The organism is Corynebacterium nuruki S6-4, from assembly GCF_007970465.1.
Lineage (GTDB): Bacteria > Actinomycetota > Actinomycetes > Mycobacteriales > Mycobacteriaceae > Corynebacterium > Corynebacterium nuruki.
The window spans coordinates 1,335,150-1,350,012 of sequence record NZ_CP042429.1 but is presented as its reverse complement, the minus strand read 5'-3'; the positions used below and the strand labels follow the sequence as shown (position 1 = coordinate 1,350,012).

At 71.1% G+C, this 14,863-nt stretch carries 17 protein-coding genes and 2 tRNA genes; 13 read left to right on the top strand and 6 right to left on the bottom strand.

Annotated elements, in window-relative coordinates:
• Nucleotides 1-12: 12 nt before the first annotated feature.
• Together FSW06_RS06040 and FSW06_RS06035 are read right to left on the bottom strand one after the other, a co-directional pair.
• Nucleotides 13-2,070, bottom strand: a complete 2,058-nt coding sequence (locus tag FSW06_RS06040; RefSeq protein WP_238526005.1) for an ATP-dependent DNA helicase — start codon at nucleotides 2,068-2,070, stop codon at nucleotides 13-15.
• The gene (locus tag FSW06_RS06035) at nucleotides 2,067-3,338 is read right to left on the bottom strand and encodes a nicotinate phosphoribosyltransferase (RefSeq protein ID WP_050802032.1); all 1,272 of its coding nucleotides are present in this window, start codon (nucleotides 3,336-3,338) and stop codon (nucleotides 2,067-2,069) included. Before FSW06_RS06035 ends, FSW06_RS06040 begins: the two co-directional genes overlap by 4 nt.
• 237 nt (nucleotides 3,339-3,575) lie before the next feature.
• On the opposite strand from FSW06_RS06035, the gene clpS reads away from it, so the two are divergent.
• From clpS to FSW06_RS05990, 9 genes are read left to right on the top strand one after another with little or no spacing between them, the layout of a single operon-like run.
• On the top strand, nucleotides 3,576-3,881 hold the full coding sequence (clpS, locus tag FSW06_RS06030; protein ID WP_029450043.1) for an ATP-dependent Clp protease adapter ClpS: 306 nt from the start codon (nucleotides 3,576-3,578) through the stop codon (nucleotides 3,879-3,881).
• A 4-nt stretch (nucleotides 3,882-3,885) separates the two neighbouring features.
• Nucleotides 3,886-4,509, top strand: a complete 624-nt coding sequence (locus FSW06_RS06025; protein WP_010121904.1) for a DUF2017 domain-containing protein — start codon at nucleotides 3,886-3,888, stop codon at nucleotides 4,507-4,509.
• Nucleotides 4,496-5,626, top strand: a complete 1,131-nt coding sequence (locus FSW06_RS06020; RefSeq protein ID WP_010121902.1) for a P1 family peptidase — start codon at nucleotides 4,496-4,498, stop codon at nucleotides 5,624-5,626. The genes FSW06_RS06025 and FSW06_RS06020 overlap by 14 nt, the downstream gene beginning before the upstream one ends.
• A complete protein-coding gene (locus FSW06_RS06015) occupies nucleotides 5,623-6,213 on the top strand; it encodes a rhomboid family intramembrane serine protease (protein ID WP_010121900.1) in 591 nt (196 codons plus the stop codon). Before FSW06_RS06020 ends, FSW06_RS06015 begins: the two co-directional genes overlap by 4 nt.
• On the top strand, nucleotides 6,191-7,036 hold the full coding sequence (gene murI, locus FSW06_RS06010; RefSeq protein WP_010121899.1) for a glutamate racemase: 846 nt from the start codon (nucleotides 6,191-6,193) through the stop codon (nucleotides 7,034-7,036). Before FSW06_RS06015 ends, murI begins: the two co-directional genes overlap by 23 nt.
• A 17-nt stretch (nucleotides 7,037-7,053) precedes the next feature.
• Nucleotides 7,054-7,881 carry an MBL fold metallo-hydrolase gene (locus tag FSW06_RS06005; RefSeq protein WP_010121897.1) on the top strand — a complete coding sequence of 276 codons (828 nt, stop codon included), beginning with the start codon at nucleotides 7,054-7,056 and terminating at the stop codon, nucleotides 7,879-7,881.
• A 10-nt stretch (nucleotides 7,882-7,891) separates the two neighbouring features.
• Nucleotides 7,892-8,674 (top strand): ribonuclease PH, encoded by a 783-nt coding sequence (gene rph / locus FSW06_RS06000; RefSeq protein ID WP_010121895.1) that lies wholly within the window; start codon nucleotides 7,892-7,894, stop codon nucleotides 8,672-8,674.
• A gap of 10 nt (nucleotides 8,675-8,684) precedes the next feature.
• A complete protein-coding gene (locus FSW06_RS05995) occupies nucleotides 8,685-9,350 on the top strand; it encodes a non-canonical purine NTP pyrophosphatase (RefSeq protein ID WP_010121893.1) in 666 nt (221 codons plus the stop codon).
• 52 nt (nucleotides 9,351-9,402) lie between these two features.
• Nucleotides 9,403-10,779 (top strand): amidohydrolase, encoded by a 1,377-nt coding sequence (locus tag FSW06_RS05990; protein ID WP_010121891.1) that lies wholly within the window; start codon nucleotides 9,403-9,405, stop codon nucleotides 10,777-10,779.
• 18 nt (nucleotides 10,780-10,797) lie between these two features.
• On the opposite strand, the gene FSW06_RS05985 is transcribed toward FSW06_RS05990, so the two are convergent.
• Nucleotides 10,798-11,190, bottom strand: a complete 393-nt coding sequence (locus FSW06_RS05985; protein ID WP_010121889.1) for a DUF3817 domain-containing protein — start codon at nucleotides 11,188-11,190, stop codon at nucleotides 10,798-10,800.
• 5 nt (nucleotides 11,191-11,195) lie between these two features.
• A complete protein-coding gene (locus tag FSW06_RS05980; RefSeq protein ID WP_010121888.1) occupies nucleotides 11,196-11,630 on the bottom strand; it encodes a hypothetical protein in 435 nt (144 codons plus the stop codon).
• A gap of 77 nt (nucleotides 11,631-11,707) precedes the next feature.
• On the opposite strand from FSW06_RS05980, the gene FSW06_RS05975 reads away from it, so the two are divergent.
• Nucleotides 11,708-11,789, top strand: a tRNA-Leu gene (locus tag FSW06_RS05975).
• 41 nt (nucleotides 11,790-11,830) lie between these two features.
• Here the strand turns inward: FSW06_RS05975 and bcp are convergent.
• Nucleotides 11,831-12,319, bottom strand: coding sequence for a thioredoxin-dependent thiol peroxidase (bcp, locus tag FSW06_RS05970; protein WP_010121887.1), 489 nt, complete (start codon nucleotides 12,317-12,319; stop codon nucleotides 11,831-11,833).
• 120 nt (nucleotides 12,320-12,439) lie between these two features.
• Between bcp and FSW06_RS05965 the strand changes: the two genes are divergently transcribed.
• From FSW06_RS05965 to FSW06_RS05955, 3 genes are read left to right on the top strand one after another with little or no spacing between them, the layout of a single operon-like run.
• Nucleotides 12,440-12,718, top strand: a complete 279-nt coding sequence (locus tag FSW06_RS05965; RefSeq protein WP_010121886.1) for a DUF3618 domain-containing protein — start codon at nucleotides 12,440-12,442, stop codon at nucleotides 12,716-12,718.
• Nucleotides 12,718-13,836 (top strand): AbrB family transcriptional regulator, encoded by a 1,119-nt coding sequence (locus FSW06_RS05960; protein ID WP_010121885.1) that lies wholly within the window; start codon nucleotides 12,718-12,720, stop codon nucleotides 13,834-13,836. The genes FSW06_RS05965 and FSW06_RS05960 overlap by 1 nt, the downstream gene beginning before the upstream one ends.
• A gap of 10 nt (nucleotides 13,837-13,846) precedes the next feature.
• Nucleotides 13,847-14,260 (top strand): phage holin family protein, encoded by a 414-nt coding sequence (locus FSW06_RS05955; RefSeq protein ID WP_010121884.1) that lies wholly within the window; start codon nucleotides 13,847-13,849, stop codon nucleotides 14,258-14,260.
• Nucleotides 14,261-14,581: 321 nt separating this feature from the next.
• Here the strand turns inward: FSW06_RS05955 and FSW06_RS05950 are convergent.
• A tRNA-Lys gene (locus FSW06_RS05950) sits at nucleotides 14,582-14,654 on the bottom strand.
• Nucleotides 14,655-14,863 lie beyond the last annotated feature (209 nt).

Below are 14,863 nucleotides of genomic sequence, written 5' to 3'. Positions count from 1 at the left end.
TATGACAATATCTTACGCGGCTCCGGGGGCGGGGGCGTCCCGGAGGCGTCGGAGGGCACCTCGGGTGGTACCCCCGTCGGTCGTCGTCCAGAACGGGGGCATCGACGCCCTGAGGAATCCGCCGTAGCGGCGGGTCACGAACCGCTGGTCGAGGACCGCCACCACACCGCGGTCGTCGACACTGCGCAGCAGCCGGCCGGCTCCCTGCGCCATCAGCAGCGCGGCGTGCGAGGCCGCGACCTCCATGAAGCCGCTGCGTCCCGCCTTGTCCGCCGCCTCCTTCCGGGCCTGCAGCAGCGGGTCGTCCGGTCGGGGGAACGGGATGCGGTCCATGACCACCAGCGACAGCGACGGCCCGGGCACGTCCACCCCCTGCCACAGGCTGAGGGTGCCGAACAGGCACGTCTCCGGCTCCGCCCGGAACCGGTCGACGAGGGTGCCGAGCGAGTCCTCACCCTGGCACAGGATGTCGTAGGGCACGAGGGTCCGCAGTTCGCGGGCAGCGTTCTCCGCCGCCCGCCGGGACGAGAACAGGCCGAGGGTCCGGCCGCCGGCGGCATTGATGAGCTGCGCGAGTTCGTCGATGCTCTCGGCGGACGCCCCGTCGCGGCCCGGGGCCGGCAGGTGCTTCGCGGTGTAGAGGATGCCGTGGGTGCGGGTGTCGAAGGGCGTCCCGACATCGAGTGTGCGGCACTGGGACGCCGACATGCCCCAGGCCGCCAGCATGGCGGCGAACTTCCCGCCGAGCGCCAGGGTGGCGGAGGTGAGGACGACGGTCGAGTCGGCGAACAGGCGGGTGTGCAGCAGCCCGCCGACCGACAGCGGGGCCACCCGCAGACTGCGGTGCGACCGGTCACCGCTGAGCCACACCACATCGACGTCGGGTTCGGCGTCGAGCACGCGGACGACCGCGTCATGCAGTTCCTCGCACGCGGCGACGCAGGTGTGCACCTCGGCGCCGCGGTCGGCGTCCTTGCCCGTCGCACCGGCCGGCGGGGTGTCCTTCTGCAGCCGGGACCGGGTCTTCCACAGGGCGTCCTTGACCTGGGTGAGCGGTTCGTGGAGCGTCGGCGGCACGGTCACCCACCGCCCCTCGGCTGCGGTACCGGCGGTGACGGCCGCCTCGACCTCGGCGGTCCACCGGTCACCGGCGGCCAGCAGGTCGTCGGCGCAGCCGTCGGCGGCGGAGGAGGCGGCCTTGTTGCAGCGGCGGGCGAGGATCGCCAGCGCCGCGCCGGAGACCTCCTCGGTCGCCACGGAGGTGATCCGGCCCTCCAGCTCGTGAGCCTCGTCGACGACGACCACGTCATGGTCGGGCAGGACCGGCTGGTCGGCGAGGGCGTCGATGGCGAGCAGGGCGTGGTTGGTCACCACCACATCGGCCTCGGCCGCGGTGGCTTTCGCCGCTTCGGCGAAGCACCGGTCACCGAAGGGGCAGCGGGACGCCCCGACGCACTCCCGGCTGGTCACACTGACCTGCCGCCAGGCCTGGTCACTGACACCCCGGGGCAGACTGTCCCGGTCCCCGACCGGCTCCCCGTCGCCGCTGTCGTCGCTGTCGCCGTTGAGGATGTCCTGCGCCCAGTCGTGGATCCGCCGCACCTGGGCCCCGGTCCGGGTGAGGTCGGCCTCGTCGAGCAGAGCGGCGTCCTCTTCCGCGGCGGCGGCCTCACCCGCCCCGCCACCACCGATCCGGTTGAGGCAGAGGTAGTTGTTGCGGCCCTTGAGGATGGCGAAACTGGGACGCCGCCCCAACTGCGGCGCCAGCGCCTCGGTGAGCCGGGGCAGGTCCCGGTCGACGAGCTGACGCTGCAGGGCGATCGTCGCGGTGGAGACCACCACCCGCTCCCCGGTGGTCACCGCATGGGCGAGCGAGGGGACCAGGTAGGCGAGGGATTTACCGGTGCCGGTGCCCGCCTGCACCGCGAGATGCTTCTTCTCGCTGATGGCGCGGGAGACGGCGTCCGTCATGGTGTGCTGGTTCTCCCGCCGCGCCCCGCCGAGGGCGGTGACGGCGTGGTCGAGGAGGTCGCCGGGGGCGGGGGCGTCGGTCACGGGCGTGCGGCTCACAGGTCGACGAAACGGACCGCGAGGGCGGGCTCGTCCCGGGACAGGGCGAGGCCCTCCCAGGGCAGGGTGACGAGCTGCCGGGCCAGGTACTCCCGGGATTCGTCGAGGGTCGGCTGACCGGCGACGATCTCACCGTCGCGGATGAGCGGGACGGTGAGGTCGGTGGTGTGGAGGATCCCCATGTCGGGTGCCGGGGCGTCGATCGGGTAGGCGACCTCCTCGACGGCGGTGCCGGTGGAGCGGCAGGCACGCAGCGCCCGCTTGGCGCCCCCGTGGCTGGCCTTGCCCCGGCTGCGCTTGTGCACGTGGTTCCCGTCGACCTCGGTGAGCTTGTAGACCAGCCCGGCGGTGGGGGCCCCGGAACCGGTGACCACGGAGGTGCCGGCGCCGAAGGTGTCCACCGGCTCACTGCGCAGCGCGGCGATGGCGAACTCGTCGAGGTCGGAGGAGACGACGATCTTCGTGTCGTAGGCGCCGAGCGCGTCGAGCTGGGAACGGACCTGGCGGGCGAGGACGCCCAGATCACCCGAGTCGATGCGGACCGCCCCGAGATGCGGGCCGGCGACCTCGATGGCGTTGGCGACACCCTGCGTGATGTCGTAGGTGTCCACCAGCAGCGTGGTACCGGTGCCCTGGGCCTGGATCTGCGAGCGGAAGGCGGCCTGTTCGTCGGGCCGGCCGTCGGCGTCGGTGTGCAGCAGCGTCCAGGCGTGGGCGCTGGTCCCGCCGACCGGGATGCCGTACCGGTAGGCGGCCTCCAGGTTCGAGGTGGAGACGAAACCGGCCAGGTAGGCGGCACGGGTGGCGGTGACCGCGGCGTACTCGTGGGTCCGCCGGGACCCCATCTCGATGATGGGACGCCCCTCGGCGGCGGTGACCATGCGGGCGGCGGCCGAGGCGACCGCGGAATCCGCGTTGAGGATCGACAGGATCACCGTCTCCAGCACGACGCACTCGGCGAAGCTGCCGCGCACCGTGAGGATCGGCGAGTGGGGGAAGTAGAGTTCGCCCTCCCGGTACCCGTCGATCTGCCCGCGGAACCGGAACTCACGCAGGTATTCGCGGGTGCGGTCGTCGAGGAAGTCCATCTCGTCGAGCTGCTCGGTGGTGAACCGGAAGTCCCGGACCGCGGCGAGGACCCGGGGAATGCCGGCGACGACGCCGTAGCGGCGCTCGTTGGGCAGACGCCGGGTGAAGACCTCGAAGGCGCTGCGGCGGTCGGCGGTGCCGTCGGCCAGTGCGGCCTGCAGCATGGTCAACTCGTACATGTCCGTGAGCAGGGCGGTCGACCGGCCGGGGGTGGCGGGGACGTCCTGCTCGGCGTCGTGTCCGGGCTGGGGCTGTGGTGTGGTTTCGCTCACCCGTGCCAGTGTAGTGCCCGGCCGGACACCGCCGCGACCAACCCCGGCGCCCCGCCCCGGCCGGCTGCCCTGTACCGTGCCCTGCGTTCCGTCGTGCACCGGAGCCCCGCTGACGGCGTCCGGCGGCGTCGGTATGGTGGGGGCATGACGTCTCCCGCAGCTCCGGTCGCAGAACCCGTGGAAGAGCAGCTCCCTGACACGTTCACGGAGCCCGACCTCCCGTGGCTCTGTCTGTGCTGGGATGACCCGGTCAACCTCATGAGCTATGTGACCTATGTCTTCCAGACCGTGCTCGGCTACTCCCGCAAGCGGGCGACGGAGCTGATGATGCAGGTGCACACCGAGGGCAAGGCCGTGGTGAGCTCCGGTGACCGCGACAAGGTCGAGGCGGACGTGAAGAAGCTGCAGACCGCCGGACTGTGGGCGACGATGCAGCGGAGTGAGGGGTAGCGACGTGAAGCCGTGGACGAAGAAGAAGGGGATCATGCGGGGCACCCGCTACGTCACCCAGCTGGAACCGTTGGAGCGGGAGATGCTCGGGAACAGCGCCGCCACCGTCAGCGAGGCCCTGATGGACCGCGCCCGGTCGGCACCGAAGGACGAGCTCGCCGAGATGACCGGCCTGCCGTCGGGCCACTCCACCCCGCCGGAGGACCCGGCCCTGGCCCGCCTGCTGCCCTCGTTCTTCCGGGACGGGGCGGAGGAGGTCGAGGGTGAGGCCGCGGTGACCCGCCAGTTCACCGAGACCGACATCATCGCCGCGAAGCTGCGCAATCTCCGGCTCGTCGGGGAGATCCTCGGCCCGGACGGCTCGGTCCACGTCAGTCTCTCCGCCGAGGAGGTCCGGCCCTGGCTCACGGCGCTGACCGACATCCGGACCTACCACGCCGCCCAGCTGGAGGAGATGGAGGAGCGGGCGGGGGAGGGTTCCGCCGATGTCGCCGCCGCCTCCGACTACCTGGAGTGGCTCGGCTACCACCAGGACAGCCTGCTGGCCGCCGTGATGGGGCCGCTCGACATCCCCGACGACGGTTCAGACAACGGCCCCGACAGCGGTACCGGCGATGGCCGGGGCTGAGCCGTCCGGCGATCTGTTCGGGGCCGTGCCGGGTCCGGACAACGGACTCACCGATGTCCCCGGCCTCTCGGTCGGCCACGCGTCGGCGACGACCGGTGACCCGGTGTCCTCGGGGGTGACGGTCATCGCCTGCCCGGCGGGGGCGGTCGGCGCCGTCGACGTCCGCGGCGGCGGTCCCGGAACCCGGGAGACCGACCTGCTGAAACCCTCGAACTCGGTGCAGACGGTCCATGCGGTCGCCCTGTGCGGCGGGTCCGCCTACGGACTGGACGCCGCCGGCGGGGTCATGGCCGGTCTCGAGGCCCGCGGCATCGGACTGCCGGTGCTCGGTGAGGACGGGCCGATCGTGCCCATCGTCCCCGCCGCGGTCATCTTCGACCTGCCGGTCGGTGACCCCGCCAGCCGGCCGGACGCCGCCACCGGCCGTGCCGCCCTCGACGCCGCCCTCGACGCCGCCCTGGACATGCCGGCAGCACAGCAGTCCGGGAGAGCCGGCACGGTCGGTGCCGGCACCGGCGCCTCCGCCGGCGCCCTCAAGGGCGGGTTCGGCGAGGCCAGCGCCGTCGTCGCCCCCGGCCGGACCGTGGCCGTCGGCCTGGTGGTCAACGCCGCCGGCTCGGTCGTGGACCCCGCGACCGGGGAACTGTGGGGTCGCCGGTCCGGCCTCGGCGACGAATTCGACCGCTACGGTGTGCCGGAGCAGGCCCCGGCCGCCGGACTGTCCGCCCTGCTGTCGCGCGGCCTCGGCGGGACGAAGATCCCGCCCGGCCCGGCGACCGGGCTGAACACCACCATCGGCGTCGTCGCGACGGACGCCCCGGTGACCAAGGCCCAGGCGGAACGGTTGGCGATGGCCGCCCACGACGGGCTCGCCCGCGCGGTGCGGCCCGCCCACCTGCCGATGGACGGCGACACGTTCTTCGCACTCTCCCCGGTCACCCCCGACGACGGTGCCGGCGGGGGAGCGCCGCTGCCGCGCGCCGGGGTCTCCGACGCGGAACTCGCGGTCCTCAGCGCGGAAGCGGCGACCTGTGCGGAACGTGCCGTGGTGCACGCCGTGCTCGCCGCCGACAGTGCGTTCGGGGTGCCGTCCTGGCGGGAGACCGTGGCGCGGTGAAGACCTCCGGCCGGATCGGCGCCGCCCTGACCACCACGGTGGTCTTCCTCGCCGTCGTCTGGGCGGTCATGGCCGTCAACGTCCTCTCCGGCTACCGGTTGACCGGCTACGGCATCCGCCCGCATGACGTGGCGGGCCTGTGGGGCATCCTCACCGCCCCGTTCCTCCACGTCTCCGTCGACCACCTCCTGTCGAACACCCCGGCCTGCGCGGTCCTGCTGTTCCTCGTGGCCCTGTCCGGGCAGCGGGCGGTGTGGCTGAGCAGTGTGGTCACCGCCGTGACCGGCGGGCTGGGGGTCTGGCTGTTCGCCCCGGACGGAACCGTCCACGTCGGGGCGTCCATCCTCATCTACGGCTGGGCGGCCTTCCTCGTCCTGCGCGGATTCGTCGCCGGGAAGCTGCTGCAGATGCTGCTGGGTCTCGTCGTCGCCGTGGCGTACGCCGGGATGTTCTGGGGCCTGTTCCCCGGCGAACCGGGGGTGAGCTGGCAGGGTCACCTGTTCGGCGCGGTCGGCGGCGGACTTGCCGCGGTCGCGGCCGGACGCACGACTAGGATCGGTGCCCATGACAGGCGACACGGCAGCTGACCAGGCGGCGACCTCCGACAATTCCCCGATCGGAGTCTTCGATTCCGGGGTGGGCGGGCTGACCGTCGCCCGCGCCATCGTCGACCAGCTGCCGCGGGAGTCGATGGTCTACATCGGCGACACGGCCAACGCCCCCTACGGGGACAAGCCGCTGGCGACGGTCCGGCAGCTCGCCACCGCCGTCGCCGACGAGATCGTCGACCGGGGCTGCAAGATGATCGTCGTGGCCTGCAACACCGCGTCCGCCGCCTTCCTGCGCGACGCCCGCGAGCGCTACCCCGTTCCGGTGGTCGAGGTGATCCTGCCGGCGGTGCGGCGCGCGGTCAGCGCCACCCGCAACGGGCGGGTCGGGGTGATCGGCACCCATGCGACCATCACCTCCGGGGCCTACCAGGACCTGTTCCGGGCCAACCCCAACGTCGAGGTCTTCGCCCGGGAATGCCCGCTGTTCGTCCCCTTCGTCGAGCGCGGCATCACCTCGGGACGCCAGATGCTCGGGCTGGCGGAGAGCTACCTGGAACCGTTGAAGGACCAGGGGGTGGACACGCTCGTGCTGGGCTGCACCCACTACCCGCTGCTCACCGGTGTGATCCAGCTGGTGATGGGCGATGACGTCACCCTGGTGAACTCGGCGGAGGAGACCGCGAAGATGGTGTACCGCACACTCAGCGAGCGCAACCTGCTCGCCGACGACGACCCGGACCGTCGCCCGGAGCACAGTTTCGAGGCCACGGGTGACCCGCAGCGTTTCGCGCACCTGGCCTCCCGGTTCCTGGGTCCGTCGGTGACGAGCGTGAGCCACATCCCGGACCTCCTCCGGTGATGTGCGAGGATACCCTCATGGACATGACGATTCTGGGGTGTTCAGGGTCACTGGCCGGACCGGACAATGCCGCCTCCGGCTACCTCCTCCGGGCCTCCGACGGTGAACAGATCCTCCTGGACATCGGGCCGGGCGTCCTCGCGCGCCTCGAGGTCCACGGCCGACCCGGCGACGTGCACATGGTGTTCTCCCACCTGCACCCCGACCACTGCCTGGACTTCCCGTCCCTGGCGGTCTGGCAGCGGTTCCACCCCACGGCGGCGTCGACCCGGCGCCACACCCTCATCGGCCCGACGATCGCCCCGCTGCACCTCGGCCGGGCCGCCGCCGACGTCCCCGAGATCCCGGACGACTTCTCCGACATCTTCGTCATGACCTCGTGGCAGGCGCCGGCGGCGGACGCCACCCCGGTGCCGTTCTCCGCGGACTCGGCCGGCACCGTCTACCCGGAACTGCGCATCGGCTCGACCCGGCTGTACGCCGCCCCGGCGGTGCACCCCACCGAGTCCTATCTCATGCGGATCGAGGACGCCTCGGGCGCCAGCCTGGTCTACTCCGGGGACACGGCCGCGACGGGGCATCTCGCGGCCATCGCCGCCGGTGCGGACGTCCTGCTGTGCGAGGCGACCTGGGGGGAGCGGGACAACGGCTCGAATCCGCCGCAGATGCACCTGTCGGGGGAGGAGGCCGGCCGGGCTGCCGCCGAGGCCGGTGTGGGGCGCCTCATGCTCACCCACATTCCGCCGTGGGGGGATCCGGAGGGTGCGCTGCGCGGGGCCCGCCGGTTCTTCGACGGACCGGTGGAGCTGGCCCGCCCTGATCTGGTGGTGGGGGTCGGCCGGTAGGCTGTCCCGCATGACTTCCTCTGATCAGCAGCGTGACTTCACCCGCTTCGACGGCCGTGCCGTCGACGAGATGCGGCCGGTCCGCATCACCCGTGGATTCACCACCAACCCCGCCGGCTCGGTCCTCATCGAGTTCGGCAACACGCGCGTGATGTGCACCGCCAGCGTCTCCGAGGGGGTGCCCCGGTTCAAGCGGGACTCCGGCGAGGGCTGGCTCACCGCCGAGTACGCGATGCTGCCGTCGGCCACCGCCGAGCGGATGCCGCGCGAGTCCCTCAAGGGCAAGGTCAAGGGCCGCACCCACGAGATCTCCCGGCTCGTCGGCCGGTCGCTGCGCGCCGCGGTGGACCTGCGGGGGCTCGGTGAGAACACCGTGAACATCGACTGCGACGTGCTCCAGGCCGACGGCGGCACCCGCACCGCCTCGATCACCGGCGCCTATGTCGCCCTGGCGGACGCCCTCGCGGTACTGCAGAAGCGCGGTGTGGTCCCCGGCCGGCCGCTGCTCGACCCGGTCGCCGCCGTGTCGGTCGGTGTCATCGACGGGGTGCCCTGCCTCGACCTGCCGTACCCGGAGGACAGCCGGGCGGACGTCGACATGAACGTCGTCATGACCGCCGAGGGGAAGTTCGTGGAGATCCAGGGCACCGGCGAGCACGCCGAGTTCAGCCGGTCCGAGCTCAACGACCTGCTCGATCTCGCCGAGGGTGGACTCCACGATCTGGTGGACCTGCAGCGCCGGTCGCTCGCCGCGGAGCTCGGCGAGGCCGTGACGCTCGGCGACTGGAACTAGGGGGTCTGCCGTGCAGGTTCTCGTCGCCTCCCGTAACCGCAAGAAGCTCGGCGAGCTGGAACGTGTCCTCGCCGCCGCCGGCGTCCGGGGTATCGAACTGCTCACCCTGCGTGATGTCGCGGAGTATCCGGAGACTCCGGAGACCGGCGCCACGTTCGAGGAGAACGCGCTGATCAAGGCCCGCGACGGCGTCCGGTACGCCGGACTGCCGACCGTCGCCGACGATTCCGGGCTGTGTGTCGACGCACTCAACGGCATGCCGGGGGTGCTGTCGGCCCGCTGGTCGGGCGGGAAGAACTCCCCGGTGCTCTCCGACCACGACGATGTCGACGCGGCGAACAACGCCCTGCTGCTCGCCCAGACCGCCGACGTGCCCGCCGACCGCCGTGGGGCGGCCTTCGTCTCCGCGTGCGCCCTGGTCCTGCCCGCCGAACTGGCGGCACGGACCGGACTGGACGCCGAGAACACCGTCCGCGGCACCTGGGCCGGGACACTGCTCACCGCGCCGCAGGGCGACAACGGTTTCGGTTACGACCCGCTGTTCGCTCCCGCCGAGGAACCGGGCCGGTCCTCGGCCGAGCTCGCCCCGGAACGCAAGGATGAGCTGTCCCACCGCGGTCGGGCGCTCGCGCAGCTGGTGCCGATGCTGCAGACACTCAGTAGGGTGGGTGACTGACCACCACCACCTGCCCCGCCCGGGGAACCGGGAGATAAGGAGCATCACCGCCGTGAGCGTCGTCGGCAGCCCCACCACCCTCGTCGGAGCATCGCGGGCGGATCTGAGCTGGCAGGACCCGCTCTACAGGGACCTGCACCGCTACCCGGAACTGTCCGGGGCCGAGCGGGAGACCGCCGCACGGATCGCCGCCGAACTGCGCCGCTACCCCGACTGGGAGGTCACGACCGGGATCGGCGGTCACGGGATCACCGCCGTGCTCCGCAACAGCGGCGGAGGTGACGGCGGCGACGGCGGTGACGGCCCCACCGTGCTGTACCGGGCGGACTTCGACGGCCTGCCCGTCGCCGAAGCCACCGGGGTGCCGTACGCGTCCACCCATTCCCAGCTCAACGCCGACGGGCAGCTCGTCCCGACGATGCACGCCTGCGGCCACGACCTCCACACCACCGCCGCGCTGGGTGCGCTGGCGATCCTCGACGCCACCCGTGACCGGTGGTCGGGGACGGTCATCATCCTGTTCCAGCCGGCCGAGGAGATCGGCATCGGCGCCCACGGCATGGTCACCGACGGGCTGCTGGACGCCGTCCCCCGGCCCGACGTGTGCCTCGACCAGCATGTGCTGCCGGGGCCGGCGGGGACCGTCTACTGCTCTCCGGGGCCGATGACGACGAGTTCGACCACCATCGAGATCACCCTGTTCGGCCGGGGCGCGCACGCCTCGATGCCGCACCGGTCGGTGGACCCGGTGGTGCTCGCGGCGTCCGTCGTGATGAAGCTGCAGACCGTCGTCTCCCGGGAGGTGCCACCGGGGGAGTTCGCGGTGGTGACCGTCGCCTCGGTGGAGGCGGGCAAGGCCAACAATGTCATCCCCGACTCGGCGAAGATCGCGCTGAGCTGCCGGTTCTACGATGAGGCGCTGCGGGTGCGGTGCGTGGAGGCGATCAAGCGGATCGTCCGGGCGGAGGCCGCGTCGATGGGGGCGGAGCGGGAACCCGAGTTCCGGTTCGTCGGTCTGCTCGCCGCCACGGAGAACGATCCGGGGGTGCATGCCGTGGTGCGGCCGCATTTCGACGAGTGCTTCGGGGCGGATTCGGTGGACATGCAGCCGTGGACGGCGTCCGAGGATTTTCCGGTGATCCCCACGGCGTTCGGGTGCCCCTACCTGTTCTGGACGGTGGGGATCACGCCGCGACGGCAGTGGAACCGGGCGGTGAAGGCGGGCCGGCTGGACATCGACGTGCCCTCGAACCACAATCCGGGGTTCCTGCCCGACCTGTCGGCCCTGGGGGTGTGCACCGACGCGGCGGCGGTGGCGGTGCTGGCCTGCCTGGACCACGACTGGGATCCGGCGGGGCCGGTGGACGATGATCCGTGGGCGGCGGCCGACTGGGCCGGGGAGCCGGCGGTGGACCGCAGCCTGGAGTGAGACCCGGCCTGACCCAGGTCAGTTGTCGAGGTCGAAGGTCCTCACGACCTCGTTGCGGCGTCGGCGTTCAAGGATGAAGGAGAGGACCGGGATGACACCGGCGAGGATGGTGGTGACCCACTTTGCCGGGACCCAGCGGGCCTTCACGCCGAGGTCGAGGCAGGTGAGGCAGTAGATGATGAAGATCCAGCCGTGGACGGCCGCGATGACGAAGAACCAGCTCGGGGCGTCCGCCGCGGGCCGGTCGAGGATGATCGGGTAGCCGATGTACTTGATGATCATCTCCACGCACAGCAGGAGCAGCATGACACCGGTGATGTAGGCCATCACCGAGTACCGCGTCAGCGCGCCCCGGACGCGACGCTTCCGTTCCGGCGTGGCGGCGGGGTTCTTCGGGGAGGACGTGCTCATGGACTTCAGCGGTTCCTGTTCTCTGTGCTGGGCGTGGTGTGTGCGGCGCGGGAGCGGCGCCGCCGGTCGTCGACGAACGGATCGGCCGCGGCGTCCTGCGTCCCGTCGCCGGAGTGGCCGACCGCCGAGGAGAGGAAGTCCTCGGGGATCTCGGTCATCGTCCCCTCGTCCGTGGATGAGGGGGCGGCGGGTGCGTCGTCACCGTTGAGTCGGTCGCGCTCGTACTCCATGTACTTGCGGTACGCGACGATGAAGAAGATGCCGAAGATCGGCCACTGGATGGCGTAGCCGAGGTTCTGGAAGCTGCCGTCGGAATCCTGCCACCGGCCCCACTGCCACCACGCCAGACAGAGTGTGGCGATCACGGCGGCGGCGAGGAACACCAGCTGCACGATGCGGACGCGCAGCGGAAACGGGTTGTTCTTCTTGCCCTCGGACACGGCCCCCAGCGTACCCGTGGTGCAGCACGGGTTCGAATCCCCGGCGGTGGCAGGGTGCCTGCTACGATGACCTGCGCGCGCCCGTGGCGGAACTGGCAGACGCGCCAGGTTTAGGTCCTGGTGTCTACGGACGTGGGAGTTCGAGTCTCCCCGGGCGCACCGGTGGGGACTGTGCCGGTACAGGGACCGGCGGACAGCTGTTACGCCAGCACGTCCTTCGCGATGCGGGCGACGTGCCCGGTGGCCTTGACGTTGTACTTCGCCAGGGCGATCTTCCCCTCCTCGTCGACGAGGAAGGTCGAGCGGATCACGCCCTGGACGACCTTCCCGTAGTTCTTCTTCTCGCCGAAGGCGCCGTAGGCCGTCAGCGTCTCCTTCGACGGGTCGGAGAGCAGCGGGAAGGTGAGCTCGTGGTTCGCCCGGAACTTCGCGAGCTTCTCCGGCTTGTCCGGGGAGATGCCGAGGACGTCGATGCCCGCGTCGTTGAGCTCGGTCAGCGAGTCCCGGAAGTCGCAGGCCTCGGTGGTGCAGCCGGGGGTGTCTGCCTTCGGGTAGAAGTAGACGATGACCTTGCGGCCCTGATAGTCCGACAGGCTGACCTGGGAGCCCGTGTCGTCGGTGAGGGTGAAGGCCGGGGCCGTGTCGCCCTCGGCAAGTCGGACGGTGCTGGTGTTCGTTGCGTCGCTCATGGCCGCCAGGGTACCCGCGACACCGGATGCCGGATCTCGGACGGGGTTCGCCTGCACGCCGGGGTCGGCACGTCGTACAATGTGTGGCGATACGCAGCTCACTACACCAGGAGATCATCCGTGGCACGCACCATCGACGCGATTCAGCGCGACATTGAACGCACCCGTAACCAGCTCGCCGGCACGCTCGACGAGCTGACCGCGCGTACCGCACCGAAGGTCCTCGCCGACAACGCCAGGAACCAGGCGCAGAACTTCCTCGCCGACCCGAAGGTCCAGCTGGTCATCGGCGGCGTGGCCGCGGGTGTCGTGCTGCTCGTCGGCCTGACGGTGCGCAGCAAGCGGAACGAGAAGAAGCAGATCAAGGAGATCCAGCGCCTGCTCGCCAACGCGCGCTGATGACCGCCCGACGACGGGCGACTCCCGGCACCTCCGGTGACAGACCCCGGCGGACCCTCGAGGTCGCCGGGGTCTGTGCTGTCGCCGTCCTTGTCGGGTGGGGCTGCACCGTCGCCGGGGTCCCGGCGTCCTGGATCTTCGCCTTCCTCGTCGTGTTCGGCGGCTACGCGATCCTGCGGAACCGGCAGGTCACCCCGCCGACGCGGCTGATGCAGCCGGCGCAGGTGCTCATCGCGATGGTGTGCACCGCCCCGCTGTTCAGCCTCGACGGGCCGACGGTCCTCGGTTACCTCGTACCGACGCTCCTGTCGGTGGTCGCCACCCTCGCCGTCTGCGTGGTCACCGGGTGGCTGCTGTGGCGGGTCGGGGCGACGGACGCCGTCTCCGCGGTGATGTCCACCCTGGCCGGTGGGGCGAGTGCGATGGTCATCCTCGCCCGGGAGCTGCACGCCGACGTCCGCTTCATCACCCTCACCCAGTACCTGCGGCTGTCCCTGGTGGTGCTGACACTGCCGCTGTTCGTCCAGCTCATGGGTGGTTCCGGTGGCGCCGGACATGGGGGAGGGGGTGTGCCGTGGTGGGAACCGGCGTGGCGTCCTGTCGTGGGGGCGGCGGTGATCTGGGGCGTCACGTGGCTGCTCATCCGGGTCACCTCCCGGTGGTTCAGTGTGCCGGCGCCGTATCTGCTGATCTCGATGCTCGTCACCTGGCTCGCCGGTCTTGCCGGGGTGCCGGACGCCTGGATCAGCCCGGAGGGTCTCATCCTCGTCGCCGGCTACGCGGTCATCGGGGTGCAGGCCGGCGGCACGTTGACGATCACCGCGCTGCGGACCTTCGCCCGGAGTCTGCCGCTCATCCTCACCGCGGTGGGCGTCATGATCCTGGGGGCGGTGGCCGCCGCTGTCATCATCGCGTCGACGACCTCCGTCGACCTGCTGGACGCCTATCTCGCCACGGTCCCCGGCGGTATCTACGCGGTCCTCGCCTTCGCCCATGACGCGGGGTCCGCGCCGGTCGTCACCGTCGGCCAGGTGCTGCGCACCCTGGTGATGGTGGTGGTCGGGTCGTACCTGCCGCGGATCCTGCCCCCGCTGGTGGCCAGGTGGCGCCGACGGTAGCGTCGGGGGCGTGTCGACACTGTGGAACTTCCTTGTCCGTGCCGCCGGGACGGCGGTCGCCCTGTGGGTGGTCACCGGGCTGCTGAGCGGGGTGCGCGTGCTCACCCCGACGACCCCGATCGTCGGTGACGGGTCGGCGGACCGGCTGCTGGTCTTCCTGGGCTGCGGTGCGGTGATCCTGCTGCTCAACATGACGGTGCGCCCGGTGCTGCACCTCATCGGCCTGCCGGTCACGGTCCTGACGCTGGGGCTGTTCGCCCTGGTCATCAATGCGGTGGTCTTCCTCGTCGCCGCGGCGCTCTCCGATGCGATCGGTCTCGGCCTGCAGGTGGACACCTTCGGTGCGGCGTTCTGGGCGGCGATCATCATGGCGGTGGTGAACTGGGTGATCGGTCCGCTGACCGGGCTGCTGCAGCGGCGTTAGGTTTCCCGGCAGTCCTGGTAGGGCGTCCGGCCGGCAGCGGTTCTGGCAGACCGGCAGACGCGCTGCCACTCCGGCTATTCTCCGCGGGTCGGACTGCCCGCAGGCCGTGCTTGGTCTGCCGTGCCGACGGTTGCGCTGCCACCCGCCGGTCGGTCGTCCCGGGGACGTCGTGTTGGCCCGAGTTGACCCGGATCGGTCAATTCCGTCAGGCCGGGAACGCAGAATCGGGTCAGCTCGGGACAACCCCATTAACCCCCAACTCTGACCGGGTCGGCCGGGGACACGAAAAACCCCGGCGGGATGAACCCGCCGGGGTTATTGTGCGCCATCAGGGACTCGAACCCCGAACCCGCTGATTAAGAGTCAGCTGCTCTGCCAATTGAGCTAATGGCGCTTGTGCTCTCGGCAACCTCTCGGCTGCTCCCTGCAACGAGATAGAACTATAGGCCGTCACCGGAATACGCGCAAACCCGCAGGTAGGACCTCATATCTTCCCGGTCAGTCCCGGAAGCTGCCGAACCCGTTCACGCCGCTGTCGCTCCACCGTCGCACCACCGACACGGCACTGTCGCGCTCGGGCGGACCCGGGCGCACTCGACCGCG